This is a genomic window from Pyxidicoccus fallax, from assembly GCF_012933655.1.
GTDB classification, from domain to species: Bacteria; Myxococcota; Myxococcia; order Myxococcales; family Myxococcaceae; genus Myxococcus; species Myxococcus fallax.
This window is the reverse complement of sequence record NZ_JABBJJ010000014.1, coordinates 53,884-79,423: the sequence shown is the minus strand read 5'-3', so window position 1 is coordinate 79,423 and position 25,540 is coordinate 53,884. Positions and strand designations below refer to the sequence as shown.

The following is a 25,540-nucleotide window of genomic DNA, read 5'->3' as shown; positions in this document are numbered from 1 at the left end:
CCTCTGCACCCTCCCTCCCCTCAACAGGGCCCCATCCCTCTGATGCGCGGTGAGGGACGCTGACGGGAAGCCCATGAGCCGCACGCCGAGCCGGCGCAGAAGCCTTTCATCTCCAGCGGCCAATCTCATCCGAGTCGGGCTCCACGTGCCGTGCATCCGTGAGGATGTCGTTCGAGCCCGTGCGCAGGGAGTACGGGCCCTGGGGCACTCCCGCGTACTGGTTGCCGCCGTGTGACCTCCTCCAGGGGAGCGACGATGCGATGCGTGGCGGCTGAATCCTGGAGGAGGACTGCCCGGGCCGCTGGGGGCCCGGGCAGGTGGTCATCACCAGTCGTAGCCGCGGGACTCCGTGAGCACGACGACCTTGCCGCTGTTCGGGTAATACAGGACGGCGTACTCGTTGTAGCGGTGGCAGTTGTGGCAGGGGACCTCTTCCCCGCCGAGCCACGCCTGGATGGGGCCACCGCCCGCGAACGAGTCGATGGCGGCCAGCAGCGGGGAACTGCTCGAGCCGAAGTAGGTTTCCACAATGCCGGCGCGGTCGGTGACTTCGCCGGAATCGGACGGCGGCAGGGTCCGCGTCGTCTCGGCGACGTAGTCCAGCACCGCCTGGACAGTCACTGGCGTGGCCGGGCACTCCGGGGTGCTGTATGCGTCGATGGCGCTCAGCCCGTACGACTGGCGCATGGGCTCCAGGGACGAGGAGTCAATCTCCGTCACCGACAGCGGCTCGCCCGGGAGCACCTCGCAGGCGCTCGCGTACGTGCAGCGCTGCACCTGGCGGTAGGTTCCGCACGAGCCGAAATCCAGCGTGCCCGTGGGCTGCGCGTGGATGCAGTTGTAGACGGACAGCTGGCAGGCGGGGGACGGCCACGTGTTGTACGGGTCGTCGTGGGTGCTGATGGCCAGCCCGGTGACGCGCACCACGAGGCGCGCCGTCTCGTCCACCACGGTGCCGCTGTTCAGCGCGGCGGTGAAGGTGAGGGGAACCGTGTGCGGGTCCACGGCCTCGTGCACCGCCGGGTAGCGCCAGTCCAACTGGAAGGTGTCCGCGTCCACGCGGGAGACCGCGGGCACGCCGTCCGGCGCGGTGACGGTGAGCGACGTGGCCGCCGAGTCCACCCGGCCGCGATACATCAGGTTGTCGGTGCCGGCGGCGTTGAGCACGTAGACCGGGTCGACGTTCTCGAAGACGGTGATGGAGTTCGGCCCGCGGAAGTCGAAGAAGCGGGGCGCGAGGATGATCTGCGCGTAGTACCGCGTCGGCGAGCCCGTGAAGGTGTCGATGGCGACCAGCAGCGGCAGCCCGGAGAGCATCGTGTTCAGCTCGTGGCCCTCCTCGAGGACCACCTCGAAGCGCCGCTCGCTGATGACGTTCGCCGTGCCGAAGGCGTCATCCGGCACGAAGCTGAAGACATTGCTGATGTAGCGGTTGGTGGTGCCATGAATCACGAGCACGCGGCGGTTGTTGCGCGTTTCGAAGGTGCCCAGCGTCTCGAAGCTGAGCTCGTGCGTGCCCGTGGGCTCGTACGCGTAGATGCGGGTGGCCGTCGCCGCGGCGGTGGAGACTCCTGTCTCCTCCACGGGGACTACCAGCGACTCCTCAGGGGACGTGCTGCCACAGGCGGTGGCGCCGAGGGACAGGGCGCAGGCGAGCGCGAAACGACGGAACATCATGTGTTTTCTCCAGGTGAAGAATTCCTGGAATACCACTCCTGAGCGGCCCCGTGGCGGCGTCATCCACGCCGTCGAGGCCCGTCCACCCCTTCACCGGGTACTTCCAGTCGCGCCTGTGGAGAGCGGGCAGGAGCGCCCTCGCGCGGATGGGCAGGAACTGTCGTTCAGTCAACAGTCGACGGCGACCGGGCCCTGCGCGTGATGTTGAAAATGGTACACGGCCCGCCCGAAACGCACGGATAGTGCGTTTAGGTAGCACTGATAGAAAAATCCGACCACAAGGAAAAGACAGCGCATGAAGCTCAAGGACTGTGTTGTTGCTGTGGGGGCGGTGGCTCTTCTCGGGGCCTCGCAAGCGTTTGCCTGGGATCCCAATGCCCTTCAGCGGGGATGGGTCGACTCCCTTGGCACTGTTCGGTACCCCGGCGCTATCTTTGGGCCCACGGCGCCGATGAGCATCCGGGGATGGGCCTGCGTCCGTCCGGACCTGTATGACTACAACGTGCCGTCCACCTCCATCTCCGTCTACTACAACGGAGTGAGCCTGCCCCTGCTCGACATCAAGTGGCAGGAGGATCGGTATGACCTCACCGCGGCCGGCGTCTGTGCGGGGAGCTACCGTGGCTTCGTGGTCTGGGTCGGGAAGCCCACGAGCGTACCGGCGACCTACGCCATCTACTTCAATGGGCCGTACGCGTTGACCCCCCTGGAAGGTCAGCTCACCTATTAGTCCTCCGGTCGCGGCCCGGAAGACGGTGGAGCCGCGCTCCTGTTGAAGCAGCACGAGGGTCCGTGGGCCTCCGCGAGCAGGGGGACGCCCACGGACTGAAGCCCCATGGCACGCGGGTGCGACGGACTTGGGACTGCACGCGTCCAGATTTCTCTAGCGGCGAGGAGCACGGGACTTGAACCCGTGGGCAGGGCGATAGCAAACCCAACGAAGCCTGTCCGCATGAGTGGGGTATCGTGGGTACGTGGCCACCCTGGAACGATTGATACCGAAGGCCAGGAGCTTCAACGCGGGAAGCCTCACCGCGGAGACGGTGCTGGCGCTCCTGAAGAAGCATGTTCGTGGGAAGTTCGCGCAGTCGAGCACTCTCCGCAGTGCGAAGCGCTTCGTCGAGCAGCGTGTCGCCAGCAACCGTGCCAGCGGTGACATCCTCCACCACAAGGGCCGGCTCGTCCTCGACGAACTGTCGCTCGGGCGCCGGATGCGGATCGGGCTGTTGCTCGTCGAAGGGGACCTTGTCGTCAAGGGACGCTACGAGGACTCGCTCGATCCGGAGTCGGTCGTGGTCGTCACGGGCTCGCTCCGCGCCGGTGAGGTCATTACCCGGGGCTTCCTCGAGGTTCACGGGAACCTCGTCGCCGAGCGGTCAATTCTGTTCCTCGACAACGATGCCTGCTGCGAAGTGTTCGGCGATGTCCGCGCGCCCTTTGTCTACACGAACTACCACGCGGTGAAGGTCCACGGCGGCGTGAAGGCACGCCTCGTGACGGGGGACGCGAAGCACATACGGAGCACGGAGAAGCACACATTCATCGAGGAGACCGACCGCCGCGTCCGTGACCTCCTCTCTCCGAAACTGCTGAAGGTCTTCGCGGACGAGCTGTTCGAGGACGAGGAAGGCGACGAGGAGGACCCCGACGCGCCATGGATTGATGCCATCGACTCGGAGAAGCTCGCGGCCTTCGTCCGACGAGGCCAGCCAGCATTGGCGAACACGGCCTCCAGCGGGAGCTGATGCAGTCGAAGCACGCGACCTGTCGAGCGAGAGGAGGCCCCGGCGTCAGCTCTCCTGCTGGATGATGGACATCACATTGCCGGCCGGGTCCTTGAACCAGGCGATCAGCGGCCCCTCTCCCCGGAAGATGCCCTTTGCGTCGGTGTCCGCCGCGAACTGCGGGTAGCGCTCGAAGCGCACGCCGCGCGCGGTCAGCTCGTCGACGACCTTCTCGACGTCCCGCACCGGGAAGTTGAGGATGGTGAACGTCGCGGGGACGTGGTCCTCCTTGGAATAGGCCAGGACATCACGGCCTCCGGCGAGGTGCAGGGTCAGCAGGCCGTTCTCCTCCGATACCTTCAGGCCCAGCGTCTCCTCGTAGAACTTCCGCGCGGCCTGGATGTCATTGACCGAGAACCCGCTGAACGCCTGGGTCTCCCCCAGCTTCACAGTGTCTGCTTCCATTTTCGCTACTCCGTCAGGCGAGATGACGCGGTCCAGCGCCTCATTGCCATCGTGAGGGTGAACAGGACGGCTCGCAGCGAAGAGCACACGCTCCGCTCGGTCCGCCGCACGCTGGTCAGGCCCGCGTGCGAGGCAACGCCCCCGCGGCAGCGAGGCTGCACGGTGGCGGCGGGCGCGGAGGCCGGGGATAGGGGTGACCGGTGAAATCAGCGCTGGGCTTGCCCCCGGCATGTGCGAGGTGGGCCCCTGAGCTTGCCCTGCTTCTGGAGGCACAGGCGCAGGTCCGCGAGCGTGGGGCCGTGCTCCGGCGCGAGCGCCACGGCGCGTTCGTAGAGGGGACAGGCCTCGTCGAACTTCTTCGCTCGGTAGATTCCTGCCAGGAACGCAAGTCCTTGGGGGTCGCCCGGCGCAGGACTACCCTCTGCCCATGCGCGACGAACACCCGTCCTGGGAGGAGTGGACCGCCATCGTGGGGCCGTGGCCCGACGAGCGCTCGTGCCTCGAGGCCCTGCGAGGAGTCTTCGAGGCGCAGGGGCACCAGGAGCTCCCTGCGCATCGACGCGGGTGTTCCATCGCGCGCATCTACCAGCTCGGCACGAGCTGCTGGCTGTCCGCGGACTCCATGCTCGTTGCCCGGCTCGCGGCGGAGCTCGCCCGTCCTCGCATCTTCGGAGTGGAGGTCGAGTATGGCGACTCCGGCAACGAGGCCGTCGGCGTCCAGCTCTTCGAGCTCGTGCGACGCGGGGAGGAGGCGCTCGGCAAGCTCTCGGAGCTCGGCGGCGAGCCGGAGGACCGCGATGCGCTCGACGCCGCGCTCGACTGGGAGCGACGTCTCGCCGCCAGGGCCGTCTCCGCACCCGAGGACGAAGTGCGGCCCCGCAGGGTCTTCTACGACGGCCAGGGCTGAGCTGCCTCGGCCGAGGTCACGCGGAGGCGTGCCGTCTGCCTCGCCGCGTTACCAGGGTTCCTCGACCCCGACATCGCCGACATCATCCCCGACTCCCAGCCTCCCAACGTGCCCGTTACCGCCACCATCGCCAACGGCAGCGACAAGCACATGCACGTGGTCAACCCCTCGCGGACGTACATTGACGAGGCCTGGGCCGCCACGCGCCAGTCCCCCACGGCGTACACCGTGGGGCGCCACCACAAGATTGACCTCTACGGCAGCGGCCTGGGCCCGCAGAACGGCGTGCGCGCCTACGGCGGCGCCGCGGTGGGCGGCCTCATCCGAGCGTGGGAGACGACGCCCACGCACCCGAAGTACACGGGGAAGATTCAGCACGCCATCGCCCTGGCCGTGGACCGCGCGCAGCTCTATTGCAGCGGCGGGTCCAGCGGCTACGACTCCAAGGGCTACGGCACCGCGAAGGGCTACGTCTGGTCCGCCACCGAGCAGGACTGGAACAGCGAGTGGAACTACAAGGGCAACGTCCCCATGGGGGCGTACTTCGCCATTCCGCCCTCCGTGGACATCAACGCGCAGGGGCTGACGGCGGACGGGAAGATGGTGGCGCAGGCGCTCCAGGACTACGGCGCCTACGTGACGGACGCGACAGTGGGGGCGGTGACCTTCTACGTGGAGCCGACGGCGCCCTCGGCCTTCGCGGCCAACCTCCGCAAGGACGCGGCGAAGCTGCGCTCGCTGCTGCGGCGGGTGACGAACAACAGCGCCGCCACGCCCAACGGCCCCGGCGCGCGCCGCGTGCCCATGCTGCCCGACCTGGCGACGCCCCAGCCCTAGTGGCGAGGGGAACCGCGTGCCGACGAAGTCGAGAGGGGCGCCGGGGCACCATCGTCGCTTCCGGGCTCAGACGCGCCAGGCGTCCGCGTGGTCCCGGGCGAACTGCTCGAAGCTCGTCGGCTCCCGCCCGGTGACGTCCTTGACGGCCGGGCTCACCGCGCTGGCGACTCCCTTCCGGTAGTACCGGTACAGGTCGAGGAGCGCCTCGGCGTAGTGCTCCGGTATCCCGGCACCGAGCATGCCGGCCTTCGCCGCCTCGTCGCTCAGCGGCACGTAGGCAATCTTCCTGCCGAGGGCCCGGGAGAGGATTTCCGCCGCCTCGCCATAGGAGAACGCCTGGGGGCCGGAGAGGTCATACGCCTTGCCCTCGTGGCCGGAGGCCGTCAGGGCCCGGGCCGCGACCCGCGCGATGTCGCGCACGTCCACGTGGCTGATTCGCGTGTCCGCCGCTGGCTGGTAGATGGCGCCCTGCGCCTTGAGGGTGCCAGCCATGTGGTTCACGAAGTTCTGCATGAAGCCGTTCGCGCGCAGGAACGTCCAGGCGAGGCCGGAGGCTTCCACCGCGCGCTCGATGGGTCGGTGAAGCTTCGCGAAGGAGTAACCCTCTTCCGCGGCCCCCCAGACGGAGAGCTTCACGAGCTTCTTCACCCCCGCGGCCCTGGCCGCATTGACGACATTGATTTCCCGCTCGACCTGTCCGGCACCACCGGAACCGAGCAGGAAGACCGCGTCCACGCCCGCCATTGCCGGCCGCAGCGTCTCCGGCTTCTCGAAGTCGAGGGCGACGGCGTCCAGGCCCGCGGCTCGCGCCTTGTCGGCCTTGGCCTGGGAATGGAACGCGGCGCGGAACGCATGGCGGGCGGACTTCAGCTCCTCGAGGAGGGCGGTCCCGACCGTCCCTCCCGCTCCTGTCACGAGAATCATGGGTGTCTTTCTCCTGGAGCCACGCCGGGGTGGCGCGGCCTCGAAGTGCTCGAAGAATGCGAGCGGGCACCTGCTTTGACAATGCAGCGGGCGGGCACCACAGTGGTACGCATGGAGTACCAATCGAATCGCGCCCTCGAGGAGCTCGCCGCCTTCACCGCGGTGGTCGAAGCCAATGGTTTCACCGCCGCCGCCCGTGCGCTGCGGGCCCGGAAGGCGACGCTCAGCCAGCGGGTGCAGGAGCTGGAAGAGCGGCTGGGGGTCTCACTGCTCGTGCGCACGACGCGCTCGCTCCGCTTGACGGAGGAGGGGCGCGCGTACTTCGAGCACGCGCGCCGCTCGCTCGCCGCGGCCAGGGCCGCCGAGGACGCCGTGGCACAGGCGAAGTCGAAGCCGAGCGGGCTGCTGCGCGTCACCACCTCCGCCGCCATCGCGGGGATGGTGCTCGAGCCGGTGGTCAACCCGTTCCTGGAGAAGTACCCGGAGGTCTCCATCCACCTGGACACGTCCGTGCGGAGGCTCAACCTGGTGCGCGAGGGGATTGACCTCGCCCTCCGGGTGGGGCCGCTGGATGACTCCTCGCTGATTGCACGGCGGCTGGGCCGCGTGTCCGGGGGCTACTACGCGAGCCCGCGCTACCTCCAGCGCCGGGGGGCTCCGAGCCACCCCGAGGAGCTCCATGACCACGCCACCATCACGATACCGGGTGGGGAAGGGCCCAAGGACTGGCCGTTCGCCTCGGGCACGAGGAAGCTGTCCTTCCGGGTGAAGCCTCGCCTGGAGGTGAGCAGCTTCGAATTGGCGGTGCGGGCCGCCGTGGCGGGACTGGGCATCGTTCGCACCCCGCTCTACTTCGCGAGCCCCTTCCTGGCGAGGAGACAGCTCGTGCCGGTGCTGGAGGAGTGGAATCCGCCAGGCGTCTGGGTCCACGCGGTGATGCCGCCCGGCGGCGCGCTCGTGCCGAAGACGCGCCTCTTCCTCGACGCGCTGACGGACTGGTTCCGCCAGCAGGGGGAGGAGGGCGCGTAGCCCTGCGCCGCCTCCTTCGGGAACAGCGGCGCCGCCTCCCACAGGCGGCGCAGCCGGCGTGTCCTTGACAGGAACGATTACACGCGTAATCTTGCCGACAGATTACGAGTGTAAACGATGAAGATCAGCGAAGCCGAATCCATCGTGATGGAAGTGCTCTGGCGCCAGCACCCCCTCGCCGCCGAGGAGGTGGTGGCGGCGCTGGCGGAGGCGCAGCAGTGGCAGGAGGCCACGGTCAAGACGCTCCTCAATCGCCTGCTCAAGAAGGGCGCGATTGACGCGGAGAAGGAGGGGCGTCGCTATCTCTACACCCCGGTGCTCCGGCGCGAGGACTGGGTCCTGGAGGAGAGCCAGGGCCTGCTGGAACGTCTGTTCGACGGCCGCGTCGCGCCGCTGGTCGCGCACTTCAGCCAGCACCGCAAGCTCAGCCGGAAGGACGTCGCCGAGCTGCGCAAGCTGCTCGAGGAACTGGACCCATGAGCGCTGCTGGGGTGCTGCGCACGCTGCTGGAGACCACGCTGGCTTCCAGTGCCGCCGTCCTGGCGGTCATGGTGCTGCGCGGAGTCCTGCGCGCGGGGTTCGGTGCGCGGATTGCGTATGCCGCGTGGAGCCTGGTTCCCGCCGCTCTGGTGGCCGTGTTGCTGCCCGCGGCGGGTGAGGGGCCAACTTCGGCACCGGCCCTCGCGTTCGTCGCTGAAGCGTCGCCCTGGGCGTTTGCGAGCGAAGAGGGCTCCACGACGAATCCGGCGGCGTGGCTGCTGGCGGGCTGGCTGGTGGGGGCGGTGGCCACGGGGCTGTGGTTCGCCGCGCGGCAACGCGGTTTCTGGCGCGCGCTGGGGCACCTCCGCCTGCGCGATGACGGCATGTATCAGGCCGAGACGGTTGCCGGCCTTCCCGCCGCGGTTGGCGTGTGGCGGCCGCGCATCATCGTCCCCATGGATTTCGATGTGCGCTACGACGAGGAGGAGCGGGTGCTGCTCCGTGAGCACGAGCACCAGCACCTCGTCCGTGGCGACCTGCGGTTCAACGCCACCGTGGTGCTGCTGCGCTGTCTGTTCTGGTTCAATCCGCTGCTGCACTACGCCGCGCGGCACTTCCGCCAGGACCAGGAGCTGTCCTGCGACCAGCGTGTGCTTGCGCGTCATCCGGCGTCACGCCGCACCTATGGCGAGGCGATGTTGAAGACCCAGCTGGCCACGCAGCCTTGGCCCCTGGGGTGTCACTGGGGTTTCTGTCATCCCCTCAAGGAGAGAATCATCATGCTCAAGCAACCTCTTCCGTCGTTCAGTCGCTGGCTTTCCGGCTGTGTGTGCGTGCTCGCCCTGACGCTGACCGGGGGGTATGCCGCATGGGCCGCGCAGCCGAACGACGCAGTCGCAGCCCACCTTTCAGCAGGCCGCATCCTCGTGACGGCGGTGCTGCGTATCAATGACGACGAGCCCACGACCACGACGTTCGTGACCATGCCCGGCCAGTCGCTCGTGATCGATGGCTCCGCCAATGGCCACGACTGGGCCATCGAGGGGACGGTCGCGCGCGGCGTGGGAAACCAGCCCGATGTGCTGATGTTCCACTCGACCATCAAGCGGGACGGCAAGGTCGTCGCGACGCCAAGGATTGGCATGCTCAGTGGCCAGCCGGGCATGATTCGGATGGGCGCTGACCCGCACGCAGGCGGGGAGAATGACCGTATCGAGCTGCACATCACGCTGACCGCCGCTGGAGCCGGCACCTGACCTGACGCAGCCGCGCGCGTGGCGGTGACTCCGTGGCCATGGTCGACCGTCGGGGGCGGCGGGGGATATAAGGCCGCGGCCCGTGCCGGTGTGCACAGGCCATGCGCCCGAAATGACTCAAGGAGCTTCAGCCGTGGCGAGCGAAGGCGAACAGCAGCGCGAGCAGACCTTCACCGAGGCCATCCTCGGGAAGGAGATCCTCTCGGCGAAGTGGATGAAGCGGTGGCTTCAGCTGCCCTTCAGTACGCGCGTCGTGGTGGCCACCGCCGGCTTCGCGGCCCTCCTGTTCCTCCCGTACCTGGGAGCGGTGGGGCTGTGGGACTGCTGGGAGACGCACTACGGCGAGGTGGCTCGGATGATGATCGAGCGCCGCGACTACGTGTACCCCTTCTGGGAAGGCGCCTGGTTCTTCTCCAAGCCTCCGCTCACCATGTGGATGCAGGCGCTGGGCATGCAGGTGGCGGGCACGGTGAACACCGACGGCGCGGTGGCCCTGTTCACCGAGTGGGGCATGCGCATGCCCTTCGCCCTCCTGAGCATCACCGCGGTGGCGCTGCTGTCGCTGGCGGTGGCGCGGGTGGTGAGCCGGCGCGCGGGCCTGGCCACCGGCTTCATCCTGGCCACCATGCCGCTGTACTTCCTGCTCACCCGCCAGACGGTGACGGACACGCCCTTCGTCACCACGTTCATCTGCGCCATGGCGTGCGCGCTCATCGGCCAGTTGGATGAGACGACGAAGCACCGCTCCGCTTGGTGGTACGGCTTCTACTTCTTCGCCGGCCTGTCCACGCTGGCCAAGGGCCTGCTCGGCGTGGGCCTGCCCGCCGTCATCCTCGTGCTGTACGCGGCGCTGGCCGTCATCCCCTGGGACGGCGCCAGCATCGACGCGCACCTCAAGTGGCTGATGGACCGCGGCTTCCGCAAGGACGTGCGCGAGGGCCGCCGGCCCATGCCGGTGCTGTGGGGCCAGATGTTCCGGATGCACCTGGGCACCGGCATCCTCGTCTTCCTCGCGGTGGCGGCGCCCTGGTACCTCACGATGTCCCTCTTCGAGAGCGTGGACGACGAGGGCAAGCTCTTCTGGTACCGCTTCTTCGTCCACGACCACCTGAACCGCCTCACGGCGGGCGTGTACACCACCACGCCGGGCGGCACCTTCATCTACTTCATCGAGCAGGGCGGCTTCGCCATCTTCCCCTGGGTGGCGCTGCTGCCCGGCGCCTTCGCTGTCGTGTCGCGGCTGCGCCTGCGCTCGGCGAGCAAGGCGGACCACCTGGCCATCATCGCGGTGCTGTGGGTGGCCTTCTCGTTCTGGCTGCTGGCCTCCAGCGCCACGAAGTTCCACCACTACGTCTTCCCGGTGCTGCCGGGCCTGGCCATCCTGCTGGCCCTCTTCGCGGACCGGCTGTGGGAGGAGGGCATCTCCGCGCACGCGGTGAGCCTCATCTTCGGGCTCGTGCTCTTCATCCTCGTGGGCAAGAACCTGTCGGAGAACCCGAAGCACTTCACCGACCTGTTCGTCTTCAACTACGACCGCCCGTACCCGCAGGACCTGGTGTCCAAGCCCATCGCCTTCTTCGCCTCGCGCCCGCTGTGGACGGGGGACCTGGTGACGCTGGTGCTGCTGGCCTTCGGCGTGTACCTCGCGTTCGACGCGTTCGCTCCCCGCGCGAAGGAGAGGGCGACGCCGGGCTCTCGCGCGGTGGCGCTGCTGCTGCTGCTGTCCGGCGTGGCCACGCTGGGCGCGGTGGCGTCGCAGGCGCAGGTGTCCGCGGAGGCGCTGCTGGGGCTGGCGTTCCTGGCGGTGGCCGGCTTCCTGGGCTGGCAGTCCTCGCGCCCGGGCACGGAGGGCCGCTCGTCGCTGCGGACGGTGGCGGGCCTCATCGCGGTGGCGGGCGTGGCGCTCGCGGTGCGCGGCTTCCGCAACCCGGTGGCGGAGGACTCGCTGCTCAAGGCGCTGTCCGAGCCCGTCAACATCAAGAGCACCCTGGGCTTCACCTTCGCGGTGGCCGGGGCGCTGGCGGTGGTGGCGTCGCTGATGCGGGCGCGGGTGATGCTGTTCGGCACCTTCTGGGCGCTCGCGGCGGGCGTGGCCCTCTGGTTCAACTGGAGCCACTGGGTGGACCTGGCCCACCACTGGACGCAGCGTGACCTCTTCTGGCGCTACTACTCGCAGCGCAAGGCGGACGAGCCCATCGTCGCGTACATGATGAACTGGCGCGGTGAGACGTTCTACTCGCAGAACACGGTGGAGCAGTACCGCTCCGGCGACGCCAACACGCGCATGCGCAACCTGGCGGCGCGGCCGGGCCGGGTGTGGGTGCTGGTGGAGCACAACCGCCTCAACCTGGTGCGCAACGCGGTGGGGCCGGACCAGGTGGTGACGCCCGTGGACCGGGACATCAACAACAAGTTCGTGCTGGTAACGGTCGATTGAACGGGCGGTGGACCTGCCCGGCTCGGTGGTGGACGCACTCATGGGGCACCGGCACCTGCGCGGCCCCTACGTGTTCTGCCAGCCGGACGGCCAGCCGCTCACCGCGAGCATGACGGAGCACCGGCACACTGGGGGCACATGCGGCCCACCAGGGTCAACCCGCTCACGGACGCGAGCGGCCCGAGTTCCCCAATCTCACAGGGCTCATGAGAAGCCCGTGGGAGGCTGACGGGAGCGTGTGCCTCCCGCCGGGCAGGCGTCCCAGGCGCCCGGGTATGTCCAGCTTCGACCCTCCAGGCAGGGGCGAAGTTCCGAGGAGAACGACTCAGGGCGTGAGTGGAGAAGCGAGGCAGCATCCGCTTGCCGGACCGTGTTCCCGCTGTTGTCATCCCGGCAGCCCCCAGACCCGGAGCCCTGATGCGCCTCGTCACTCGACTCCTGTCTCTTCTGCTGGCCTGTCTCCTGGTGGGCCTGCAGCCGGCTTGCGCGACGCCTCGGACGGCGCAGCCCGTGACGGCCCCGAAGGTCATCTTCTTCGACGTGAACGAGACGCTGCTGGACCTGGAGTCCATGCGTCAGTCCGTCGGTGCCGCCCTCGGCGGACGGCAGGAGCTGCTCCCACTGTGGTTCTCGACGATGCTGCATTACTCACTGGTCGAGACAGTCACGGGGAGCTATCACGACTTTGGCGCGGTCGGCACGGCCGCCCTGATGATGGTGGCCGAGAACAACGGCATCGCGCTGTCCCAGGAACAGGCGAGGGCCGCCATCGTCAAGCCCCTGCTCGCGCTGCCGGCCCATCCCGACGTGCGGGAAGGACTGCGGGCGCTCAAGGAACAGGGATACACGCTGGTCACCCTGACCAACTCCTCCCATCGCGCCGTCCAGACACAGCTCGAGAATGCCGGGCTGACAGGGTTCTTCACCCGCAACCTGAGCATCGAGGACATCCAGGTCTACAAGCCGGACCTGCGCGCCTATCGCTGGGCGGCCGAGCAGATGGGCGTCAAGCCGGAAGACGCGGTGCTGGTGGCGGCGCATGGATGGGATGTCGCCGGGGCGAAGGCCGCCGGCTTCCAGGCCATCTTCGTGGCGCGTCCCGGGCAGTCCCTCTATCCCCTCGCCGCCGCGCCGGATCAGGTGGTCAAGGACATCCAGGCGCTGGCCGAGGTGCTCGGCAAGCGCCCGTAGCCGGCCGGGCTCCACGTGCTTACGACGACCGTAGAGCTGCTGACTTTCAGCGGGCACGAGGAAAGTCAGGTGCTTACGCCTGGTCCTATGACCGCGTGAAGTTGGGTGAGTCGTAGCGGAACCTCGCCCTGGCCTTCGGCACGGTGAATCGCCAGCTTCGTTGAGTGAGACAGAGGGGGGCCTATACCAAGGTATGGGCCGCCCAATCCCACGTAGAATGGGTTTCGGGACGGGCTCGCGGCATCTTGAGGCCATCAACGCTTCAGGAGGAAACGCCATGCTGCTTCCCACCCCCACGAAGACTGTCATGCTCATCCACGGCGCCTGGCTGACGCCCCTTTCCTGGGAGGCCGTCCGCGCCCGCTACGAGGCCCGGGGCTTCAAGGTGATTGCCCCGGCCTGGCCCTACCTCGACCACTCCGTCGAGGAGCTCCGCTCCAACCTCGACCCGCGCTTCGCGAAGCTGAACCTCGAGGGCATCATCAACCACTACGACGCGCTGATCCGCGCCCTGCCCGAGAAGCCCATCCTCATCGGCCACTCGTTCGGCGGCCTCATCGTGCAGGTGCTGCTCGACCGCGGCCTGGGCGCGGCCGGCGTGGCCGTCGACCCGGGGCCCCCGTTCGGCGTCCTTGCCCACCCCAAGGCCGTCTGGACGTCGCGGCATGTCTTCACGGCGTGGAACGCGTGGAACCGCGCCCTGACCATGAGCTTCGACGGCTTCCGAGCCGGCTTCGCCAACACCCTGCCGGAGTCGGAGATGCGCGCGGCCTACGACAAGTACATCGTCCCCACTCCGGGCCGTATCTTCTTCCAGGCCGTGCTGGGCATCGGCTCGAAGATCACGACGCCCAACCCGGCGCGCCCGCCGCTGCTGCTCACTGCCGCCGAGTTCGACAACACCATCCCCCTTCCGATGGTGAAGAAGAACGCGAAGAAGCAGGCGAAGTCGCCGTCGAAGACCGAGTTCAAGATGTTCCCGGACCGCTCGCACACCCTGCTGCTCGAAGAGGGCTGGGAAGAGGTGGCCGATTTCATCCTCGACTGGGCCGTCGAGGCGACCACGGCCCCCGTGCCCGTCGCGGTCCCTCAGGCGGCCGGCATCCAGGCGGCCCGGCTGAGCGCGGTGAGCTGACGACTGCGGGACATGACCTCGGTTGCCGGAGCTGCATCACCATGGCAGGTTGACGGCATGAGTGAGGAAGCCGTCATCCACATCGTCGACGACGACGCTTCGCTGCGCACCGCCTTGCAGACCCTGTTCCGCTCCATCGGCATGAAGGCCCGGGCCTACGAGTCGGTGCCCGCGTTCCTCGATGCCGAGCGGGTAGACGCCCCCGGGTGCCTCCTGCTCGACGTGCGCCTGCCTGGAATCAGCGGCCTCACGTTCCAGGGTCAGCTCGAGTCGCTCGGCATCGACCTGCCGGTCATCATGATGACCGGCCACGGCGACATCCCGATGTCGGTGCGGGCGATGAAGGCGGGCGCGGTGGACTTCCTGCCCAAGCCCTTCCGCGAGCAGGACCTGCTCGACGCCGTGGCGCTGGCGGTGGAGCGGCATCGCGGCCAGCGCTCCCTGCGCGAGGACCTGGCCAACTTGAGGAAGCGCTACGACAGCCTGTCGCCCCGCGAGCAGCAGGTGATGACGTTGGTGACCGCGGGATTGCTCAACAAGCAGGCGGCCGGAGAGCTCGGCCTGAGTGAAATCACCGTCAAGATTCATCGCGGCTCGGTGATGCGCAAGATGGAGGCGGAGAGCCTCGCGGACCTGGTGCGCATGGCCGAGACACTGAAGCTCCCGAAGACCCTGGCCACGGCGCAGCCTCCATCCCAGGCGCGAAAACCCTAGTCCCGGAAGCCGCACCCGAGAAGGCCAGGAAGTCCATGTCGTCCGAGTCCCTCATCTCCGTCGTCGATGACGATGCATCACTCCGTCAGGCGCTGGTCCGGCTGTTGCGGTCGCTCGGATTGAAGGGCCTGGCCTTCGACAGCGCCGAGGCGTTCCTGGCTTCGGGCCAGCTCGAGCACTCGGACCTGGTCATCACCGACATCCACATGCCAGGCATGAGCGGCATCGACCTCAAGCGGGAGCTGGACGCCCGGGGATCCTCGGTGCCCGTCATCATGATCACCGCGAAGACCGAGGCGACGGTGATGGAGCGGGCCCGCGCCTGCAAGCCGACCTGCCTCCTCAAGAAGCCCTTCGACAGCGAGGAGTTCATCGCCTGCGTCGAACGCGCGCTTTCGTTGTAGGGTCGCGGAACACCCGCCAAACGGGTGTATCAGGACTCTTGGCGGAGCGAGCGGATGCCGGAAGGACACCGAGCAGAGAGCGTCGACACCGCGCGGAAGCTGCCGGACCTGCTCGGTCCGCTCCTGGACGGCGTGGCCGAGAGCGTCATCGTCCGAGCGCCGAGCGGCCACGTCCTGCTGTGGAACAAGGCCTCCGAGGCGCTCTATGGCTACTCGCGCGAGGCCATGCTGGGCCGCCATCTCCACGACAGCCTCAACGCCCATCACCCGACGACCCTCGAGCGTCTGGAGCAGCACCTGTTGGAGCAGGGGCACTGGGAAGGCGAGCTGAAGCGGACCCTCGCGTCCGGCGAGGACCGGCGCATCGAGGTCCGGTGGACGGTGCAGCGTGGCCCGGAGGGCCAGCCGGTGGCCGTCATCGAGTACGGCCGGGACATCACCCGACTGAGCGACGCCGAGCTGGAGACCCGGCTGCAGGCACACCGCTACCGCAACCTCTTCCAGGCCATGGCGGCGGCGTTCTGGGAGCTCGACTTCAGCGAGGTGCGCAAGATGCTGGCGGGGCTCGCCCATGCCGGCGTGAAGGACTTCCGCGCCTGGTTCGAGGCGCATCCCGAGTTCATCGACTCCGCCATCGCCGTGACGCGCGTGGTGGATGTGAATGACAAGACGGTGATGCTGTTCGGCAACGGGAGGCGCGAGGACCTCGTTGGAGGCACCGTCGCTCCCTTCTGGCCCCGAGAGAGCCGCGACGTCTATGCCGAGAGCCTGCTGGCCTCCATCCACCGCCTGCCCAGCCTGTCGCGGGAGACGCGGCTGTCCACCCTGGACGGGCGGCTCATCGACGCCCTGTTCACGGTGTGCTGGCCGTCAGGCCACCATGGGCGGGGCACGGTGCTGGTCGGCGTCATCGACATCTCCGACCGCGTGGCGGCGGAGCGGGAGGTGCGCACCAGCGAGCTGCGCTACCGCAACCTCTTCCAGGCCATGTCGACGGCCCTGTTCCAGATAGACACCTCGCGCCAGCGCGAGCTCTCCGCGTCACTGGCGGCACGCGGCATCGAGGACATCGCGGCCTACGTCGACAGCGAGCCGGAGTTCCTCGTCATCTACATGGATGCCATGCGCGTGGGCGACGTCAACGAGGCGGCCGTGCGCATCATGGGCGCGAAGGACCGCTCGGAGCTGATCGGCCAGCCGGTGACGCGCTTCTGGCCGCGGTCGTCCTATCCAGTCGTCCGGCGCTCGCTGGTCGCCAGCTTCCGGCAGGACGTCACCTTCGAGGAGGAGACCCTCAACTGCCGGCTGGATGGCAGCGAGTTCAACACGCTGTTCACCCTCAACGCCTCCCCCGAGCTGCGGGCGCGGAATATGGTGCTGGTCGGGCTGACCGACATCACCGAGCGCGTGGCGGCCCAGAAGGCGCTGCGGCAGCTGCAGAGCGAGTTCGCTCATGCCTCCCGGCTGTCGATGCTCGGAGAGCTGACGGCATCGATTGCCCACGAAGTGAACCAGCCCCTGGCCGCCATCGCCACGAATGGCGCGGCGGGGGCCCGCTGGCTGTCGCGGCGCGAGCCCGACCTCGACGAGGTGCGCGCCATCAACGCCAACATGGTCAGCGACGCGAAGCGCGCCGCCGACATCATCGCTCGCATCCGTGCCATGGCCTCGAACAAGGCCTCGGAGCGGCAGCGCCTGTCGCCCAACACCGTCGTCGAGGAGGCGGTGCGGTTCCTGCACCACGAGCTGCTGGCGCATGAGGTCGACCTGCGTCTCGAGCTCGCCGAGGACCTGCCGGCCATCGAGGCCGATCGCGTGCAGCTTCAGCAGATCGTCGTCAACCTGGCCCTCAACGCCATGCAGGAGATGAAGCGCGCGGGCTGCCCGTCGCCAAGGCTCCACCTGGCGACACTGGCGTGCGATGACGGGCTGCGCTTCGAGATGGAGGACTCGGGGCCGGGAATCCCGCTGGAGCACCAGGAGCGGCTCTTCCAGAGCTTCTTCACCACGAAGGCGAATGGCCTCGGCATGGGGCTGTCCATCTGCCGCACCATCATCGAGGCGCACTGCGGCCGCATCTGGGCGGAGAACGTGGCCAACGGCGGGGCGCGCTTCATCTTCACCCTGCCGTTCGCGCGGACGCCTTCTCGCCCTGGATGAAGGCCAGCGGGTCGGCGCGGGCACCATACGAAGGTATGGGTCCGCTGGCCCACTCGTACAACAGACGACGTCGAGGTCGGTCGCCATACTCCTTTGCGTTTCCGCCAAGGAGCCAGCCCATGGACGCACCCACTGCCCATTCCGCCGTCAATACGCCCACCCGCTTCGTCGAGGTGAAGGGCCGCCGCCTTGCCTACCGAGACATCGGCGAGGGCATCCCCATCATCCTGTGCCTGCGGTTCCGCGGCATTCTCGACTCGTGGGACCCGGCCTTCCTGGACGCGCTGGCGGCCCACCACCGCGTCATCACCTTCGACTACTCCGGCCTGGGCCAGTCCACCGGTGAGCCCAGCTATGTGCGCAGGCGGCTGGCGCAGGACGCCATCGACCTGGCGGACGCGCTCGGCCTCGAGCGCTTCATCATCGGCGGCTGGTCGCTGGGCGGCATCGCGGCGCAGGTGGCGACGCGCCTGCACCCCGAGCGCATCATCAAGCAGATCCTCATCGGCACCACGCCTCCGGGCAAGGTGCGCTTCGGGGCGAAGCCCCTCTTCTTCGAGCGCGCCTTGAAGCCGGTGAACGACCTCGATGATGAAATCGTCCTGTTCTTCCACCCGGAGTCACAGAAGTCCCGTGCCGCTGCGGTGGCTTCACACGACCGCATCGCCGCGAGGACCACGGATGTGAGTCCGGCGATTCCCATCCAGACCGTCCTGAAGATGCTGGCCGAGACCCAGGCCGAGGACATCTTCGTGGATGACAATGGCTATCGAGACTTCCTGAAGACGACCGACATTCCCGTCCTGGTCATCTCGGGCGACAAGGAGATCGTCTTCCCGGTGGAGAACTGGTTCGACGTGGCGCCGCAGACGAAGTCGGTGCACCTGATGGTCTTCCCGCAGATGGGCCACGGCCCCCAGCACGAGGCGCCGCGGATCTGCGCCGACCTCATCACCAGCTTCATCCAGAACGGCTGAGCCACCCGAAGCGGGCTCGGGGTCCCTCAGATTCCGATGCCCATGGTGCCCTGAGGTCGAGCACGGTGCCCACGTTCACCGCGAGCACGCCTCCCGAGCCCTCACCGAACACGCCCGTGGCGCCCTGCGCGCCGTTGCAAGTGGTCGATAACGTGTCTGGCCTCAACCCAGGGGCTGCGCGGCCACTTCGCCTGATTCACAACAGGTCCTTACACAGCGAAGACCAGCCTGTCGCGACATACTGGTATGGCGGGGATGTCGTATCTTGCTCATCCAGGAGGAATTCGTGCGCATGCTGGACCCTCGTGACAAGGCCTCCCAGGTCGCGCTGAGGACGTCGACCTTCGTGTGGAACCGGTGGATGGCTTCGTGCATGGCTGCTGGGGTGTTGCTGCTCCCCGCTCAGGGGACATGGGCCCAGGAGTCAGGCGGTGCTCCGGGCGGAACCCCGCAGGGCACGGGCGAGACCCCGCAGGGCGCGGCAGTGCAGGGGACGGCCGAGACCGCGCGGGGCGGAGCGGTGCAGGGCAAGGTCACCACCTCGTATGGAGACCCGCTCCCGGGGGTCATGGTGGTGGTGCAGGGCGCGAAGCGCACCGCCGTGACGAACTACGAAGGTGTCTATGCCGTGAAGGACCTGCCTCCGGGGCAGTACACCCTGCGGGCGGAGGCCGAAGGCTTCAAGAGCCAGCGCAGCAGGGTCTCGGTGGGGGAGGCCCCGGTCACCCTCGACTTCTCGCTGGAAATGGACCTGATGAACTCGGAGGAGATCGTCGTGACGGCGCAGGTGCCGGACCGCAAGGTGCGCTCCAGCAGCGCCATCTCCACGCTCAGCAGCGAGGAGATCGCGGCCCGCATGCCACGCAGCACCGCGGACCTGATGCGCATCGTCCCCGGCTTCTACGTGGAGAGCTCGGGCGGTGAGGTGGGCGGCAACCTGTTCGTGCGAGGCCTCCCGGCGGACGGCTCCTACCGCTACGTGTCGCTGATGGAAGACGGGATGCCCGTCTTCGATTCGACGGAGCTCTTCTTCGTCAACAACGACATCTTCGTGCGCGTGGACGAGAACCTGGACCGGGTGGAGGCGGTGCGCGGCGGCAACGCGGCCCTCTACGGCAGCAACGCGCCGGGCGGCGTGGTCAACTTCATCAACAAGACGGGCGGTGAGACGCTGGCTGGCACCTTCAAGGCCTCCAGCGCCACGGGCGGGCTGTTCCGCTACGACGCCAACATCAACGGTCCCCTCGGCAATGACTGGTTCTTTTCCGTCGGCGGCTTCTACCGCTACGACAATGGCGTGCGCTACCCGGGCTTCCCGGCCTCCAATGGCGGGCAGCTCAAGGCCAACCTCCAGCGCAACATCAACCTGGACAGCGCGACCGGCCACGCGCGCGTGACGCTGAAGTACCTCAATGACCGCAACACCTTCTATCTCCCGCTGCCGCTGCGGGGCCGCTTCGACTCCGCGGGCAAGCTGACGGACTACGACTTCGTGGACGGCTTCCCGCTGGAGGGCACGCTCACGTCGCCGGATGGCGTGAATGCCCAGGTGCCGCTGCCGGAAGGCGGCCGGCTCACCCTCCCGCTGGACAATGGCCAGCAGCAGGTCGGTGGCTCCGTCATGGCCGAGCTGCGCTTCTACTTCCCCGAGGCGCGCATCGAGGTGCAGAACAACACGCGGGCGATGCAGTTCGACCACAGCTGGAACGCGGTGCTCCCGTTCTCGCTGCAGGACGCGGACACCTGGGCCCGGAGCGTCGTGGGCGAAGGGACGCCCTACCGGATTGTCTGTAGCCGGCTGGAGGGCAGCCCCGAGTTCGGCACCGGGGGCTGCGGCTCGCAGAACAACCTCGTGGCGCTCGGCGGACAGTGGCTGGTGCAGAAGCCGATGAGCAACATCTCCAACCAGCTCAAGCTCACCCAATACGCGGACCTGGGGCCCACCCAGCACACGTTCACCGGCGGCCTGTACCTCGGCTATTACACGGCGGGCAACAGGTGGTACTTCAACGACGTCGTCACCGACGTGCTCACCCGCCCGCACTACCTGGACCTCCAGGTGTTGGATGACACGGGCGCCGTGGTGCGCGGCGTCACCCAGAATGGCTTCCGGAGCTACCTGGGCAGCTACACGAATGGCGACGGTGACGCGACCATCATCGCCGCCTTCCTCGGGGACGAGGTCAAGGTGGGCGACAAGCTCCGCATCGACCTGGCGGGCCGCGTCGAGCGCAACGGCTACATCCAGTTCGTGGAGCGCACGGCCGGGGTCGACCTCGGGGACCCCACCACCTCGGCGGATGACAACGTGACCCGTGGCACGGGCAACATCCAGCGCGTGGGGGTGTCGTTCACCGACTGGGCGCTGTCGGGCGGCGTGAACTACGCCCTGTCCGACTCAGCCTCGGTCTATGCCCGCAGCAGCCGCGGCTACAAGATGCCGCTGCTCGACCAGCTGCTCACCGCCACCAACCCGAGCGACCCTTCCTTCCCCCGAACGCCGGAGACACTCTGGCAGAACGAGGCAGGCATCAAGGTGGGGGGCCCCTGGTACGCATTGGCGGCCGTGGCCTACTGGATGCAGATCCAGAACTTCCCCAGCCAGGATGCCCGGGTGGACCCGGACACGGGCGAGACGCGCTTCGTCACCGTGTACGCTGGCAAGGCGCGGACGCTGGGCCTGGAGTTGGAGGGGGCCATCCAGCCCATCAAGTACTTCCGTGGGCAGGGCATGCTCACGCTCCAGAACCCGCGTTACTCGGAGTTCTTCGAGGGCGCCGAGGACTTCTCGGGCAACCGCATCCGCCGCATCCCGCAGGTCATCACCGACCTGTCGGGGACCTTCATGTACGAGAACGCCAACCTCACCGTGAACTGGAACTATGTGGGGCACCGCTTCTCCAACAACGCCAACACGGTGGACCTGCCGGGCTTCGGCCAGTTCAACGTGAGCGCGGGGTACACGTATGAGAGATTCACCTTGAGCCTGCAGTTGCTCAACGCGCTCAACAGCACGGGCCTCACCGAGGGCAACCCTCGCGTGGACGAGACGCAAGGTGCCCAGTCGGACCTCTTCCTGGCCCGTCCGGTGCTCCCGCGACGCTTCCTCGTGTCGCTGAGCGCGCAGCTGTAGGCGCGTAGCGCGAGCCCGAAGGACCTCGTGGCGGCCTGAATCCGCGATGTCCTTCTCGCGCGACGTCAGTGCTCCCCCCCGGCGAGCGGCCAGCCATGGATTCACAGCTCGTCCCGGAGGGCAGGTTGACTCGGGGATTGGACAAGCTTTAACTGGATGACAGTCGATAGGGATTCCCCCGCCCTCCGACTGCATCCGAAAGCCCCCTCAATGACTGACTTGCAGACGTTCGCCTTGCCCGACCGCGTCACCGGAATGTCCTCCGAGCGCGAATTGGCAGACAGGATGATTCGAGCCTGGAGGCGTGACGGAATCTTCCAGCTCGAGATGAATCCCATGCAGGAGCAGCACGCCGAGCGCGCTTTCGAGGCCAGCCGGCGCTTCTTCCGTATGCCATTGCAGCTCAAGGCCGGCTGCGTCAGTGACTTGACGTACAGCGGCTATATCGCCTCGGGGGAGGAGGTCACCGCGGGCGAGGCGGACTTCTCGGAGATCTTCACCCTCTGCAAGGACGTCCCCCTGACGGATGCACGGGTGCGGGCGCAGTGGCCCTGCCATGGCCCGACGCCGTGGCCCGACGACTCCTATCGACAGGCCATGACGGCCTTCACCGAGGTGCTCGGCTCGGTCGGCGAGCGGCTGCTGCGGCTCACCGCGCTGGGTCTGGGCCTGGAGGTCGATGCCCTGACACGGCTGACGCGCGACGGCTGGCACCACATGCGCGTCCTCCGCTTCCCGGCGCTGTCCCCCGCGTCCTCCCGAGGCATCGGTGCGCACACCGACTACGGCCTGCTGGTCATCGCCGCGCAGGACGACGTGGGAGGACTGCTGGTCCGTCCTCCCGTGGAGGGTGAGAAGCGCAACCGGAACTGGCTGCCGGGTGAGAGCTCCGCGGGCATGTTTGAGCACCAGGAGCCGTGGACCTTCGTGAAGCCCGTGCCGAAGGTGCTGACCGTGTTCCCCGGTGACATCCTGCAGTTCCTCACCGGGGGCTACCTGCTCTCCACGCCCCACAAGGTCCGGCTGAACACGCGCGAGCGGTACTCGATGGCGTACTTCCACGAGCCCGCCTTCGATGCCTGTGTCCGCCCGCTGTTGGGGCCGAGCGGAGACGACTTCATCCACTACGGCACGCACTTCACGAACATGTTCATGCGCTGCTACCCGGACCGGGTCACCACGCGCCGCATCCTCGACGAGGACCGCCTGGCCACCCTGGCGCGGCTGCGGGACGCCGCCATGGCCGCCTCCACGCCCGCGCGCAGGCTCGCCGTCGCGTAGGCGGGGAGAAGGCCGCCAGCGTCGCATCGGCCATGTCCTTCACGCGCCGAAGCGGATGGCACGGCAGGTGCGAGGTGGGCCCCGGCACGAGGGCCACATAAGGCCGCGGGGTGTTGAGGCTCAAGACAGCCAACAGGCCGGAGGCCCCTGCCACGCACCATATGGGAGCGCGGCCTGGGCAGGCGTGTCCCCCAAGGGAGCTCAAGCGGCCTGTCCACCGGCCGGGAGCATCGCTCGGGCGGCCCCGTCAGTGGCCCTCCTTTGCCCCTCTGCACCCTCCCTCCCCCTCAACAGGGCCCCATCCCTTTTATGCGTCGGGCGCCGAGCGCACCGAGGCTCGTGCGGCCCAGGCGTGGCTGGTGCTCACGGACCTCTTCGCGTAGGCCGAGCGCGAGTCGCTGCAGGCATTGCCCAAGAGCCCCCTGGGCGAGGCCCTCACCTACCTGCTCAACCAGCTCACGCCTCTGGAGCGCTTCCTGGAAGACGGCCGGCTGTGGCTGGACAACAACCTCTCGGAGAACGCGCTGCGCCACCAGGTCGTGGGCCGCAAGAACTGGCTCTTCGCCGGCAGCGACGAGGGCGCCGATTGGAACGCTACCTTCGTGACGATGATTGCCTCCTGCCGACTGCACGGCCCTGGAGCCCCGGGCTTACCTGCGAGACCTTTTCTGCCTGCTGCCGGACTGGCCCAGAAGCCGGGTCTTTGATTCAGCCCAAAGTGCTGGAACGGAACGATGAAGCAGCAGGACGCTCAACGGCGCTTGGCCGAGAACCTCTTACGTCGCGTCACCCTGGCGTCGTCCAGCTGAGTCCATGACTCGCGCAATCTAGCGGGTGCCGGCCTCGCCCGCGGGACGCGGTCCGCAGGACGGATACTGGCAGCTCGACGCGTTCGAAGAAGCCGATGCCGCCGAGGCCCGCCGCGTGGAACTTGAACCGCTCAATCCAGGCTCGCGCTTCGCGGTCGTCACGCTCTGACGTCCGGGGCCGCACGGCCGGTGTACCGCCGCACAGCACGCTAGGCCCACGTGAGGCCCGACGAGTTGTGCCTTCCCCAAACGCAGTCGCCCCGCCATACGAACACCACTGCCACGCTCACCAGCGCGTCGAGACTAGAGAGAGGCGCCGGCTGTCTCGTTTCTTATTTCCGCGTGTCGGCTGCGGATTCGCCGATAGCGAGCTACGCGGACATTGGATGACCAGCGAGGCGCATCTTCTCCTGGACTCCAGTGTAGTGGTACCAGTCATGGTGCGGGTTCGCCTTGATCATTGAGCGAACAAAGTCCGACCACGCATCCACTGTCTGCGCCAACGTGGGCCGAGTCGCATCGAAGAGTCTCTCAAAGATGCTGGGCATCTCTGACGCGTGCCAGATCTGAACGTTCTCCTTTGCTGCCTCCAGGATGCGCGTCACTTGGTCTGCGGAGAAGTGCCGGGCAAGAGGCAGGATGATCCCCTCGCCAAGGGACTCCGCTGTGCGGAACCCCCTTGCCCGTGAGAAGAGGCTGATCGCTTCGTCCGCGAACTCAGGCCTTGGGTTCTCGGACATCACCGCTTGCTTCTCATCGACCGGAAGTGACTGGAATCGGTCCAAGAGTTGTGGTCGCAGCTCCGAAATCGAAAGAGCATCGAAGGCCCCAGCCTTTGCCAAAGCATCCACTGGATGCTTCGAGAGGATCTCCACCACACGAACTCGAGCGGCGGGCTTCATCCAGGCCCAGACCTGGGAATCAACCCCTGAGAGCCGGATGATCGCAATGAACTTGTCGTCCTCAAGGCCATCGATCCAGCCTCCGAGTGCCGCCTGCACCTCACGTTGATAGATTGCTGCGTGCGTCCGCGAGATGGCTGAGAGGACATTGATAGCCGCGGTCGAACCGATGGAAGGTGGGGCTTCCGTCGCACTCATGAGGTTTTTGAGCAGGACCACGACGAGGTTCCGCACAAGCACGTCTTTGGCACGCCTCAGCTTTTCGCTGACTACCTCGTGAACGCGTTGTTGGTCGCTGGGAAACGACGGACGACCAATCTCAGCGAGGAGTTGGGTCAGTGCAGCTTTCCCTTGGACTGGAGGATGCCGAAGTAGGTGTGTAGCTACATGCACAAGGTGAGTGCGCACGAGTTCGGGAGTCGGCTGAAAGATCTGACCGTCCGCCAAGAGGGCGGGATGTGCGCAGAGGTTACGGTCGGACTGAAGACGTTCCAGATCGCTCCTCTCATGTGGTCCCAACAATTCGAACTGGCTTTCGGCAACGTCCAGGATTGTGCGCTCGATGTCCTGGAGAGATCGAATCTCCTTCTGCTCAATCGCCTTCTCAAGGTTCTTCACGAATGTAGCGGCGTTCTTGTCTCCGCTCAGGTTCAGCTCGCGCAGCTTCGAGATTGTATCAAAGACGACCGCGATCCAGACCGAGGTCACCGCCGAACGGTACGCCCCAGCCCGATATGCCTGCACTGCTTCCAAGAACAGTACCTTCGAGTCTGCATCGCGGACTCGCAGGGCCAATTCGTCCAGATCCGAAAGACCAGCAGTAGCCATGCCAACATTGGACACGATCTGCGGAATCCAAGCGAGCACAAGCGGCGGAGCAAAGGGCTCCACCAGCCGGGCACGTGCCGCACTTCGGAAACTCAAGATAGATCGGATTACGCTCAACGAGCGCTTCACCGCCACCAGGGGCTGCACCGCCCGTACCGCCCCCATTCGGTCGCGGCGTCATGGGCCGTCAAGGCCGCACGGAGACGTGCGTCAAGGCCAATAAGCCAAGTAGGTAGCCACAAGTCCCGAGACGAATGGAGGCACCTTGCT

Annotated in this window: 22 protein-coding genes and 1 pseudogene; 18 read left to right on the top strand and 5 right to left on the bottom strand. The window is 67.4% G+C overall.

All coding sequences use genetic code 11. The annotated features are described in order from the left end of the window. Positions 1-106: 106 nt before the first annotated feature. Entirely contained in the window at positions 107-325 is a 219-nt protein-coding gene (locus tag HG543_RS05075; RefSeq protein ID WP_169343528.1) for a hypothetical protein, read from the bottom strand. After that, on the bottom strand, positions 325-1,677 hold the full coding sequence (locus HG543_RS05070) for a hypothetical protein (protein WP_169343527.1): 1,353 nt from the start codon (positions 1,675-1,677) through the stop codon (positions 325-327). Before HG543_RS05070 ends, HG543_RS05075 begins: the two co-directional genes overlap by 1 nt. Positions 1,678-2,128: 451 nt before the next feature. On the opposite strand from HG543_RS05070, the gene HG543_RS05065 reads away from it, so the two are divergent. Next, a complete protein-coding gene (locus tag HG543_RS05065) occupies positions 2,129-2,407 on the top strand; it encodes a hypothetical protein (RefSeq protein WP_169343526.1) in 279 nt (92 codons plus the stop codon). A 244-nt stretch (positions 2,408-2,651) separates the two neighbouring features. After that, the gene (locus tag HG543_RS05060; RefSeq protein WP_169343525.1) at positions 2,652-3,422 is read left to right on the top strand and encodes a bactofilin family protein; all 771 of its coding nucleotides are present in this window, start codon (positions 2,652-2,654) and stop codon (positions 3,420-3,422) included. 45 nt (positions 3,423-3,467) lie between these two features. Here HG543_RS05060 and HG543_RS05055 read toward each other — a convergent pair whose 3' ends face one another. Continuing rightward, positions 3,468-3,866 (bottom strand): VOC family protein, encoded by a 399-nt coding sequence (locus HG543_RS05055; protein ID WP_169343524.1) that lies wholly within the window; start codon positions 3,864-3,866, stop codon positions 3,468-3,470. Between the two features lie 427 nt (positions 3,867-4,293). On the opposite strand from HG543_RS05055, the gene HG543_RS05050 reads away from it, so the two are divergent. Together HG543_RS05050 and HG543_RS05045 are read left to right on the top strand one after the other, a co-directional pair. Beyond that, a complete protein-coding gene (locus HG543_RS05050) occupies positions 4,294-4,773 on the top strand; it encodes a hypothetical protein (protein WP_169343523.1) in 480 nt (159 codons plus the stop codon). Between the two features lie 108 nt (positions 4,774-4,881). Further along, positions 4,882-5,610: a hypothetical protein gene (locus HG543_RS05045; protein WP_169343522.1), complete on the top strand. Its 729-nt coding sequence runs from the start codon at positions 4,882-4,884 to the stop codon at positions 5,608-5,610. A 66-nt stretch (positions 5,611-5,676) separates the two neighbouring features. Here HG543_RS05045 and HG543_RS05040 read toward each other — a convergent pair whose 3' ends face one another. Beyond that, a complete protein-coding gene (locus HG543_RS05040; RefSeq protein ID WP_169343521.1) occupies positions 5,677-6,534 on the bottom strand; it encodes an SDR family oxidoreductase in 858 nt (285 codons plus the stop codon). A 111-nt stretch (positions 6,535-6,645) separates the two neighbouring features. Between HG543_RS05040 and HG543_RS05035 the strand changes: the two genes are divergently transcribed. The 14 genes and pseudogenes from HG543_RS05035 (at position 6,646) to HG543_RS04970 (ending at position 23,438) form a co-directional block, all read left to right on the top strand. Then, positions 6,646-7,563 carry a LysR family transcriptional regulator gene (locus tag HG543_RS05035; protein WP_169343520.1) on the top strand — a complete coding sequence of 306 codons (918 nt, stop codon included), beginning with the start codon at positions 6,646-6,648 and terminating at the stop codon, positions 7,561-7,563. 117 nt (positions 7,564-7,680) lie between these two features. Further along, positions 7,681-8,043, top strand: coding sequence for a BlaI/MecI/CopY family transcriptional regulator (locus HG543_RS05030; RefSeq protein ID WP_169343519.1), 363 nt, complete (start codon positions 7,681-7,683; stop codon positions 8,041-8,043). Next, positions 8,040-9,299, top strand: coding sequence for a M56 family metallopeptidase (locus HG543_RS05025; protein WP_169343518.1), 1,260 nt, complete (start codon positions 8,040-8,042; stop codon positions 9,297-9,299). The genes HG543_RS05030 and HG543_RS05025 overlap by 4 nt, the downstream gene beginning before the upstream one ends. Before the next feature lie 133 nt (positions 9,300-9,432). Then, positions 9,433-11,736, top strand: coding sequence for a glycosyltransferase family 39 protein (locus tag HG543_RS05020; RefSeq protein ID WP_169343517.1), 2,304 nt, complete (start codon positions 9,433-9,435; stop codon positions 11,734-11,736). Beyond that, positions 11,735-11,857, top strand: a pseudogene (locus HG543_RS55000) (tyrosine-type recombinase/integrase); the annotation flags it as partial. The gene HG543_RS05020 and the pseudogene HG543_RS55000, both read left to right, overlap by 2 nt. Before the next feature lie 296 nt (positions 11,858-12,153). Continuing rightward, positions 12,154-12,927, top strand: coding sequence for a haloacid dehalogenase type II (locus HG543_RS05010; RefSeq protein ID WP_169343516.1), 774 nt, complete (start codon positions 12,154-12,156; stop codon positions 12,925-12,927). Between the two features lie 277 nt (positions 12,928-13,204). Continuing rightward, entirely contained in the window at positions 13,205-14,062 is an 858-nt protein-coding gene (locus HG543_RS05005; protein ID WP_169343515.1) for an alpha/beta hydrolase, read from the top strand. Between the two features lie 57 nt (positions 14,063-14,119). After that, a complete protein-coding gene (locus HG543_RS05000) occupies positions 14,120-14,776 on the top strand; it encodes a response regulator transcription factor (RefSeq protein WP_211193737.1) in 657 nt (218 codons plus the stop codon). 35 nt (positions 14,777-14,811) lie between these two features. Continuing rightward, positions 14,812-15,180 carry a response regulator transcription factor gene (locus tag HG543_RS04995; RefSeq protein WP_169343513.1) on the top strand — a complete coding sequence of 123 codons (369 nt, stop codon included), beginning with the start codon at positions 14,812-14,814 and terminating at the stop codon, positions 15,178-15,180. Between the two features lie 54 nt (positions 15,181-15,234). Then, positions 15,235-17,340, top strand: a complete 2,106-nt coding sequence (locus HG543_RS04990) for a PAS domain-containing sensor histidine kinase (RefSeq protein WP_169343512.1) — start codon at positions 15,235-15,237, stop codon at positions 17,338-17,340. A 119-nt stretch (positions 17,341-17,459) separates the two neighbouring features. After that, positions 17,460-18,317, top strand: coding sequence for an alpha/beta fold hydrolase (locus tag HG543_RS04985; RefSeq protein ID WP_169343511.1), 858 nt, complete (start codon positions 17,460-17,462; stop codon positions 18,315-18,317). A 292-nt stretch (positions 18,318-18,609) separates the two neighbouring features. Then, the gene (locus HG543_RS04980; RefSeq protein ID WP_169343510.1) at positions 18,610-21,450 is read left to right on the top strand and encodes a TonB-dependent receptor; all 2,841 of its coding nucleotides are present in this window, start codon (positions 18,610-18,612) and stop codon (positions 21,448-21,450) included. A gap of 156 nt (positions 21,451-21,606) precedes the next feature. Further along, positions 21,607-22,731 (top strand): 2-oxoglutarate and iron-dependent oxygenase domain-containing protein, encoded by a 1,125-nt coding sequence (locus HG543_RS04975; protein ID WP_343073277.1) that lies wholly within the window; start codon positions 21,607-21,609, stop codon positions 22,729-22,731. A gap of 398 nt (positions 22,732-23,129) precedes the next feature. Next, entirely contained in the window at positions 23,130-23,438 is a 309-nt protein-coding gene (locus HG543_RS04970; protein ID WP_301542294.1) for an IS66 family transposase, read from the top strand. Positions 23,439-23,911: 473 nt separating this feature from the next. Here HG543_RS04970 and HG543_RS04965 read toward each other — a convergent pair whose 3' ends face one another. Further along, a complete protein-coding gene (locus HG543_RS04965) occupies positions 23,912-25,285 on the bottom strand; it encodes a hypothetical protein (RefSeq protein WP_169343507.1) in 1,374 nt (457 codons plus the stop codon). Positions 25,286-25,540: the final 255 nt, after the last annotated feature.